Annotated in this window: 6 protein-coding genes; 5 read left to right on the top strand and 1 reads right to left on the bottom strand. The window is 65.6% G+C overall.

Translation table 11 applies throughout. The annotated features are described in order from the left end of the window. Positions 1-127: 127 nt before the first annotated feature. The 4 genes from AC5JBD_RS08265 to AC5JBD_RS08250 all read left to right on the top strand — a co-directional run bounded on the left by AC5JBD_RS08265 (position 128) and on the right by AC5JBD_RS08250 (position 4,798). A complete protein-coding gene (locus tag AC5JBD_RS08265; RefSeq protein WP_495721315.1) occupies positions 128-541 on the top strand; it encodes a response regulator in 414 nt (137 codons plus the stop codon). Between the two features lie 213 nt (positions 542-754). Then, on the top strand, positions 755-1,579 hold the full coding sequence (locus tag AC5JBD_RS08260) for a flagellin N-terminal helical domain-containing protein (RefSeq protein ID WP_495721314.1): 825 nt from the start codon (positions 755-757) through the stop codon (positions 1,577-1,579). A gap of 185 nt (positions 1,580-1,764) precedes the next feature. After that, positions 1,765-2,403: a cation efflux transmembrane domain-containing protein gene (locus tag AC5JBD_RS08255; protein ID WP_495721319.1), complete on the top strand. Its 639-nt coding sequence runs from the start codon at positions 1,765-1,767 to the stop codon at positions 2,401-2,403. Between the two features lie 292 nt (positions 2,404-2,695). After that, complete coding sequence (locus tag AC5JBD_RS08250; RefSeq protein ID WP_495721313.1) at positions 2,696-4,798, top strand: transglycosylase domain-containing protein; 2,103 nt, start codon at positions 2,696-2,698, stop codon at positions 4,796-4,798. A gap of 51 nt (positions 4,799-4,849) precedes the next feature. Here AC5JBD_RS08250 and AC5JBD_RS08245 read toward each other — a convergent pair whose 3' ends face one another. Beyond that, a complete protein-coding gene (locus AC5JBD_RS08245) occupies positions 4,850-8,284 on the bottom strand; it encodes a TonB-dependent receptor (protein ID WP_495721312.1) in 3,435 nt (1,144 codons plus the stop codon). A 208-nt stretch (positions 8,285-8,492) separates the two neighbouring features. Between AC5JBD_RS08245 and AC5JBD_RS08240 the strand changes: the two genes are divergently transcribed. Continuing rightward, complete coding sequence (locus tag AC5JBD_RS08240; RefSeq protein ID WP_495721311.1) at positions 8,493-8,885, top strand: YidH family protein; 393 nt, start codon at positions 8,493-8,495, stop codon at positions 8,883-8,885. Positions 8,886-8,887 lie beyond the last annotated feature (2 nt).

The raw sequence follows: 8,887 nt of genomic DNA, 5'->3' as shown, positions 1-8,887 counted from the left end.
GAGCGCTGCCCTCCGAAGGCAGAGGCCACAGGTTCGAATCCTGTCGGGTGCGCCAGCCTCCTGAACAAGACCGGTCGCCTGTCCGGCTCGGTCGGCAACAAAGCGGGCGGTCGCGAGTTGGACCGTTGTGATCAGCCCTCAGGACACCACACAGGTCGCGCTGCCCGCCGAACAGTGCGGCCATGCGCTCATCATCGAGGATGACGAGCTTATTGCCGCCTCGATCGAGGCTGAGGTACGCGACCTCGGTTTCGGCTCGGTCGGCGTCGCCAGGAACGAACGCGAAGCCGTGATCTTCGCCAGCCAGCAACAGCCGCAGCTGATCACGGTCGATGCGCGGCTCGAGGAAGGGAGCGGCGTCAGCGCCGTGCTCGCGATCTGCGCGGAACGGGCGCTCCCGGTCATCGTCGTCACCGGCAACCCCTTCCAGGTCACCCTCCCCGGCGTCGTCACGCTCGGTAAGCCGTTTAGTTCGGCCGCGTTCAGAGCCGCCTACGAGCAGGCGAAATCGCGCCCCTTCTCCGCCGCCCTGGTCCAGTAATGCCGAGACGCTCGCGGCGGGACTAAGGCCCGCTCGATGGCTCATTCCCGCGGCAGATCATGCTTAACAACATGCTAGCTCTATCCGCCGTAAAAGCCGCGCACCCATCCTGAATCCAGAAAATCTCATAAAAATCAAAAGCGTGATGCCGTTACCTGTTTCGTGGCAGCCACGGACTGACTGCCGCTCACATGAACGGCAAAGGATGTTCCGATGATTATCAACACCAACACTTCGGCGTTGCGTGCCCAGAATGGCGGCCGTGTCGCCAATCAGCAGCTGCAGACCGCCATGGAGCGCCTGTCGAGCGGCAAGCGCATCAACTCCGCGAAGGACGACGCCGCCGGCCTCGCCATCGCCTCTTCCATGACCGCGCAGATCCGCGGCATGAACCAGGCGGTTCGCAACGCCAATGACGGCATCAGCTTCGCCCAGACCGCCGAAGGCGCGCTCGGCGAGGTCTCCAACATGCTGCAGCGGGTCCGTGAGCTCGCCGTGCAGTCGGCTTCAGGCACCTATTCGGCCGCCGACCGCACGAACCTCAACGCGGAAGCTTCGGCTCTCCAGGCGCAGATGGCCGACATCCTCACCAACACCAAGTTCAACGGTGTTGCGGTGTTCGACTATGCGGCGTCCGATACGGCAAGTGACGATATCGCCATCCAGGTCGGCGCGGGCACCGAGACGGTCTCGCTGGCCAAGGCCTTCCTCAACAGCGGCAATTTCGAGGCTGCCGACTTCTCGGTGACCAGCACGACGAATGCCGCGGCGACGATCGTCAACGTCGATGCCAACCTCACCGCGGTGAACACCGCCCGCGCCGGTCTCGGTGCGAGCCAGAGCCGGCTGGACTCGGTCGTCAACAACCTGACCAACGTCGTCACCAACCTGTCGGATGCGCGCTCGCGGATCGAGGACGCCGATTTCTCGGCGGAGACGACCAAGCTCGCGAAGGCGCAGATCCTGAGCCAGGCTTCGACGGCGATGCTCGCCCAGGCGAACCAGAGCCAGCAGGGCGTCCTGAGCCTGCTCCGCTAAGAGCAGCTCATCAGTTAAGCTTAGCTCGCGCGACCATTCCCGCCAGTGACGCGCAAGGGGCGCCCCGGTTCGATATCGAACCGGGGCGCTTCCCGTTTCAGAGGCCGAAAGAAGCGCGCCACCGCAACCACTTGCCCCAAGGCTACGACCCGCCCCATATGGGTCTCTCAACTGGTGAGGCGTTTGTGGGCCAACAATGCTGCGCGCATGAAGCGAAGAGTGCCGGGATCGACCCGCTTTGGCGGCGCGCGCTCTGGATCGCGCTAATCGTCAATGCGGGCATGTTCCTGATCGAGATGGCCGCCGGCGCCGCCGCGGACTCCCGCGCCCTCTATGCCGACGCGCTGGATTTCTTTTCCGACGCCGCAAATTACGCGATCAGCCTCGGCGTTGCCGGACTGGCGCTGGTCTGGCGCGCCCGCGCCGCTCTGTTCAAGGGCGCGACCCTGCTGGTGCTCGGCGTCTGGGTGATCGTCGCCTGCCTCTGGGCGATCCGCATCGGCAGCACGCCGGAGCCGCTGGCGATGGGCGTAGTCGGCATGCTGGCGCTCGCGGCGAACGTCTTCGTGGCGCTGATCCTCTATCGCTTCCGCAGCGGCGATGCGAACATGCGCTCGGTGTGGATCTGCTCCCGCAACGACGCGATCGGCAACATCGCCGTCCTGGCCGCGGCTCTCGGCGTGTTCGGCACTGGCACCGCTTGGCCGGACATCATCGTCGCCTCGATCATGGCCGCACTCGGCATCTCCGGCGGCTGGAACATCGTTCGTTTGGCTCGGACAGAATTGCAGGGCGAGAAGACAAGGCTTGCCAGGGCTGCTTAGTCGCGCCGCGGGCGGCCGGTCTGGCTGCCCGCCTCGCGCGCCTGCGTGAACAGCTCAACGTGATCCACGCATGGTCAGCGGTCGATTGCGGAGGAACGGATCATTCCGCACGAGATCGGAAGCGTAATAACGGCCGCTAACCAAGAGCGAAGAGAGGGGCGACAAAGACCGTTTCGCGTGCGTTCATGATGTTCTCGGCACGTGTGCGGCCTGCGAAACAAATTTCGGGGCCGCTTCGTTCACAGGCCGGCGGGGGCGAGGCAGTCGTGCTCCGCCGAGGAGATGCTTCCGGGTGCTCAGTAACGATTATCCGTCCGCTTTGCCCGCCGCCGATCCACTCGACGGGCGAAATTATGACGAGGAAGCGCCGCTTCGGCCGGAGCATCGGCGCCTCTACAAGAGGATCGCGATCGGCCTTCTGATCCTCCTCGCCGCGCTGTTCGTCTATCTGCTCGTCACCGCGCCGCTCTCGAAGTCGCTCCAGCCGATCGCTGCGCCCAGCATCACCCTGCTCTCCGCCGAAGGCAAGCCGATCGCCCGGCGTGGCGCCGTCACCGGGGCGCCGGTGGATGTGCGCGAGCTTCCCGATCATGTCCCGGCCGCGTTCCTGGCGATCGAGGACCGGCGCTTCTACGACCATACCGGCGTCGACCCGTGGGGCATCATGCGCGCCGCGGTCGTCAACCTGAAGGAAGGCGGCGTCGTCGAGGGCGGCAGCACGATCACCCAGCAGCTCGCCAAGCTTTCCTTCCTCTCCTCCGACCGCACCTATGCCCGCAAGCTGCAGGAATTTCTGCTCGCCTTCTGGCTGGAGGGGTGGCTCAGCAAGGACGAGATCCTGTCGCGCTACCTGTCGAGCGTCTATTTCGGCGACAACGTCTACGGCCTGCGCGCCGCCGCGAACCATTATTTCAGCCGTAAGCCGGAGGATCTGACGGTTGGCCAGGCGGCGATGCTGGCCGGCCTGGTCAAGGCCCCTTCCCGCCTCGCGCCGACCCGCAACATCAAGGGCGCGCGCGAGCGGGGCGAGTTGGTTGTCCAGGCGATGGTCGATGCGGGGGTGCTGACCGGCGAGGAAGCCGAGAAGCTGCCGACCGTGCGGCTGAAGCGCGGTCCGGTGAAGGACCTGCCGTCGGGCACCTATTTCGCCGACTGGGTGTTCCCGGAGGCGCGTGCCTATGCCGCCGAGGGCTATGGCGGCGACACGATCGTCACGACGCTGGAGGACGACCTTCAGCGGCTGGCGGTCGATGCGGTGCGCCGCGCGGGCGTCGGCGGCGCGCAGGTGGCGCTGGTGGCGATGCGGCCGGACGGGCGGGTCGTCGCGATGATCGGCGGCAAGAACTACAAGATCAGCCCGTTCAACCGCGCCACCCAGGCCAAACGCCAGCCGGGCTCGGCGTTCAAATTGTTCGTCTACCTTGCCGCCCTGCGCGCCGGCATGTCGCCGGCGAGCATGGTCGAGGACACGCCGCTGAAGATCGGCACCTGGTCGCCAGACAATTACGAGAGCAAGTATCGTGGGCTGATCACTCTAAGAGAAGCCTTCGCCGTCTCCAGCAACGTCGCCGCGGTGCGGCTGTCGGAACGGGTCGGGCGCAACAACGTGATCGACGCCGCGCGCGACCTCGGCATCACCAGCGAGCTCGACAATCAGCCGAGCCTGGCGCTCGGCACGTCGGGCGTGAGCCTGATCGAGATGGTCTCCGCTTATGCCGCCGTGGCGGGCAACAGCTATCCCGTGCGCCCACGCGGACTGCCGGAGGTCGACGAGAGCTGGTATGACCGTATGCTGTCGCGCCGGCGGAGCTTCGACCCGGAGACGCGGCAGATGATGCTGGAGCTGCTCTGGGCCGTGACCCGCGAGGGCACCGGCCGCGGCGCAGCGCTGCCGATCGACACGTTCGGCAAGACCGGCACCAGCCAGGACAGCCGCGATGCCCTCTTCATCGGCTTTGCCGGCGATCTCGTCACCGGCGTCTGGATAGGCAACGACGACAACCGCCCGCTGGGCCGCACCACCGGCGGCAGCCTGCCGGCCCAGATCTGGCGCAACTTCATGTCGCGCGCCGTCGACACGCGCGCCGGCGCCCGCATCAGCGTGCCGCCCCCGCCCGAGGATCTGACGCCGATCATCGACGCCCTGCCGAGAGACGTGCAGGTCCCGATCGGCGACACCGGCTATGATGTCGGCATCGCCATCGGCCCCGACGAAGTGACGATCTCCACCCAGCCTTCGGCCGAGGCGCCGGACCCGACCGGATCAGTGGGTCCGGCGGACGAGCCGCTTCCCGAGGACGACGAAGGGCCCGCCCCAGGCCAAATCCCCACCATCGCCCCGCCCCCGCCTCCCGCACCCGAGGACGAAGGCGAAGACCCGGAGGCCGGCGAATAGAAAAGGCGGCGGGATCGCTCCCGCCGCCTCTCTTTTTGCGTTCAGCCAGGCTTAGAAGTCGTAGCTGATGCCAACCTTGATGCGCCAGACCGACGAGCTGACGTTGATCTGGTTGTCGTCGTCGAACGAGCCGCCGGTGAAGGTGTTGATGATGTAGCGGCCCTGCGGATCGACACCGGCTCCGCCCAGACCCGCAATATCCTGCAGGCCCGAGAAGTTGCGGCGCCGCTGCACGTTCCATCCGCTGTCGAGCAGGTTCAGGAAGTTGTCGATCGTGCCGTAAAGCCGGATCTTGTCCTCGATGCCGGCGCCGAAGAGGCGGCCCGGTCCGGGCAGCTCCTGCGAGAAGGTGAGGTCGAGGTCGTAATACCAGTCGTTGTTGCAGGTGTTCCGCTCGATGGAGCGGCCGGCAAATCGACGGGCGCAGCCGAGCGACTGGGTGAAGTCATACAGCTGCTGCACCGCTGCCGCGTTCGACAGTGGCGAGATGTTCGGATCGCCCGTTGCCGACGCCGGGACATAAACTAGCGCATTGTCGCTGCCCGAAGCGTCGTCGTTGAACACGCCGCCGCCAGTGAAGGTCAGGCTGTACGGCCGGCCCGCACGCGCGACGAAGGTGAAGCCGAAGCGCGTATCGAGGTCGTTGATAAACTGCTCGGTAAAGGTGGTCCGCAGCGTAAAGTTATGCCGGCTTTCGTAGAAGCCGCGCGACGCCGCCGGATTCTGCCGATCGAATGCCGCGGTGAGGTCGTAGTTCGAACCCGCCGTCGAGTTGTAGAGGTTCCGGCGGTCCTGAGCGTCGGTATAGGCATAACCGACACTGAAGAAGGTGCCGCCGCCTTCGGTGATGATCCCGCGATCGAACGCCTTCGACAGGAAGATCGAGGCGACGTGGCTGCGATAGCCCTTCGAGTTGCTGAGCTGCAACTCGTCGTCACGGCTGGTGGTGAAGCACGGCAGGGTCACGTTGTTGTAGACGGGTGCCGGGTTCAGGCCGACCAGAACTGCGTTGCAGTTCGCGGCGTCCGGATCGATCGAACGATAGATCGGGCGCCCGTCGATCGTGAAGCCGTTGAGGCCGAGCGCCTGCGAGCCGACCACGGCCGGCGTCTGCGAGAGATCCACGATCGTGATCGGGTTGCGGTAGCGGCTGTAGATATAGTCGGCATTGATCCGCCAGCCGCTGAAGAAGCCGTCACCCATGTTGAGATCCGTCTGGATACCGAAATTCGCGCGGAGCACGCTCGGCACCTTGATCTCAGGGTTGATCGACTGCGTGTCACCCAGGCCGCGACCGGCCTGTTCCGAACCTTCAGCGACCACGCAGTCCGGGAAGCCAGTGAACTGGCCGCCCACCACGACGTCGATCCGCCCCGTGCAGCCGGTCGCAGGCGACACGCCCTGACCGAAGCCGAAGCCGTTGTTCTGGAAGGCATTGCCGAACCAGACCAGCGGGTCGCCGCCCGAGAAGATGCCGACACCGGCGCGGACCTGCGTGCGGACGAAGACGGAGAAGTCGCTCACGTCATAAGTCGCAGCGAGGCGCGGCATGACAAGCGGATCGAGATTGTCGAAGCCGACCGTGTTGGTGATGCCGTAGCGAGATACGAAGTTCGGGTTGAAGCGCGGCTCGCCGCCCTGGAACCAGTCGAGGCGCACGCCCATGGTGAGCTCGAGCGGCTCGGTGACCCGCCACTGATCCTGCGCGTACACCGAGAAGAGGGTGCGCTTGAACTCCGCGGCCGCTTCGTTGATGTCGCCGGAGGAGGTTGCGTTGATGAGCGCGCCGGCAGTCGCGCCATTGATGATATTGGCAGGCGTCGTGCTCGTGCCCGTGCCCGTGGCGAGAAGGCCCTCGCGCAGGTCGTCGACGTTGCGGAAGACGAGCGTGCCGGTGGCGTTCTGAACGAACAGGTTGAACAGATCGGCGTGGTTCACCTCGGCGCCGATTTTGATCTGGTGATCGCCCGCATCATAGTTCGCGACGCCGCGGAACTGATAGAGCTTGGTCTTGAGATCGTTGGCCGAACGCGACGTGCCCGGGCCCGCCAGCACCGACCCGTCGATGCCGGTCGCATTGTTGACGGCGACGATGATGCGCGGGATCGGGTTGTCGGACTGGGCCTCACCGCCGCCGAACGGATCCTGGAGGTCCTGAATGTCCGAGTAAGAGCCGCGCAGCTCGGTCGAAAGGTTATCGCCCCACTGCGAGTAAAGGCGAGCCGAGTAATAATCCGACTTGGTGCCGCTCACATAATAGGTGTTCTGGCCGATCGCCTGGGGCGAGTTGCCGGTGAACAGGTCGTCCGTGCGCAGCGTCGATTCCTCGAGGCGCTGGTAAGTCGCCTCGAGACGATGATCGTCGGTGATCTGAAGGTCGCCGCGCAGGAAGTAGCGGTCGTTTTTGAACGGCCGGCTGGTCACCAGCGGACCGGTCTCGATCCCGTAGACCGAGCTCAGCACGTCGGAGATCTCGTTGAACTGATCGACCGAGATGCCGGTCTGCGGGTTCGGATAGCCGGCGCCGGTCGGACCCTCGTCCTGCGACTGGCCGGCTTCCTGATGCTCATAGGCACCGAAGATGAAGAGGCGATCCCTGATGATCGGGCCGCCGAGGGCCACGCCCCAGCGCTTCTCGGGCTGTACGGGCGCAACGGCGCGGCCGGCGACGTCGTCGGCGCGCAGATCGTTGTTCGAATATTCGAAGAAGGCGCTGCCGGTGATCCGGTTGCCGCCCGACTTGGTGACGACGTTGATCGCGCAGCCGGTGAAGCCGCTATATTCGACGTCGAACGGGGCGAACTGGACCTGGGTCTCGCGGACCGCGTCGTATGGGACGGGCGTCGAGCTGCGCGAGGCGAAGCCGGTGTCGTTGAGGCCGTAAATGTCGCCCTGCGGAATGCCGTCGATGGTGAAGCTGTTGCCGCGATCATTGCCGCCGAGGCACGAGATGCGGTCCTGGCCGGAGCCGCCGTCGTCCCGGTCGAGGCTGACGCGCGGATCGATGCGGATGACGTCGCGAATGTCGCGATTGAAGCTCGGCACGTTCTCGAGGGTCTCGGCGCCGAAGGAGTTGCCGGGGCCGACCGCAAGCTGGGTCAGCCTGGCGCGCGTGCCGGTGACGACGATCGTCTCGCCCGCCTCTGCGGTCGTGGCGGACTCGAGGTTGAAGGTCAGCGAGGTCGCGCCCTGCAACGTCGTGTTGATGTTCTCAACCGTCTGGCCCTGATAGCCCTCGGCAACGGCGGTTACGGTGTAGGGACCGCCGGTGGTGAGGCCGCGAGCGGTGAACAGGCCGTCGGTGCCAGTCACGGTCGTGCGGGCCGCGCCGGTGCGGGTGTCGGTGATAGTCACCGTCGCATTGGCGAGCGGCGCGCCGGCCGAGTCGGTGACCTGGCCTTCGACGACCGACGTGATCGCCTGCGCATGGATCGCGGCAGGCATGGCAAGCGCGGCGGCCGCGCAAAACAGCGAAAACTTCTTCATGATGTAACTAATTCCCCTCGGCGTGGAATGCCAACCCGACGGCCTGCTCCGCAAAGAATCGGCGGTGCGACGAAACCGTCCGCGGCCCCGGTGGAGGGGTTATATTTCAGTGCCGTGACAGGAAAGCCCTGAGGCGCACAGATGCGGATTCACTCCGGCACTGTTGCACAAATGCCGCGTTGATCAGGAAAGTAGAGGAGTGCACGGCGTGGACGAGAAGGAGAAGCTGGCTGAGGACCGGACGAACATGGCCGAGGACCGGACGGTGCTCGCCAACGAACGGACCTTTGCCGGCTGGCTGCGGACAGGATTCGCCGCCGTTGGAATTGGCCTCGGCTTCCACGTCCTGTTCCAGGCCATGGAGCCGAAATGGGTGCCCAAGGCGATCGCGACCGCGTTCCTGCTGGCAGGCATCTATGTGATCGTCGTTGCCGAGCGCCGCGCTTGTGCGGTGCTCGACCGCCTCGACACGCACAAGGTCACCGAGCTGCGGCCGATGAACCTCAAGATCGTCACCTGGGTGAGCGTGGCCGCGACGCTCGCGCTCGTCGCGGCCATCTGGCTCTTGAAGGTGGACGGCGGCGGGACCGCCGCCGCCTGAGC

The sequence above is a fragment of the Allosphingosinicella sp. genome, assembly GCF_059502505.1.
The sequence above is the reverse complement of the archived record's forward strand: the minus strand, read 5'-3'. Positions and strand labels throughout refer to the sequence as shown.

What these genes read in the sequence shown, in the direction of transcription:
- AC5JBD_RS08245 (WP_495721312.1), bottom strand. Translation starts at nt 8,284, where the DNA reads ATGAAGAAGTTTTCGCTGTTTTGCGCGGCCGCCGCGCTTGCCATGCCT.
- AC5JBD_RS08260 (WP_495721314.1), top strand. Translation starts at nt 755, where the DNA reads ATGATTATCAACACCAACACTTCGGCGTTGCGTGCCCAGAATGGCGGC.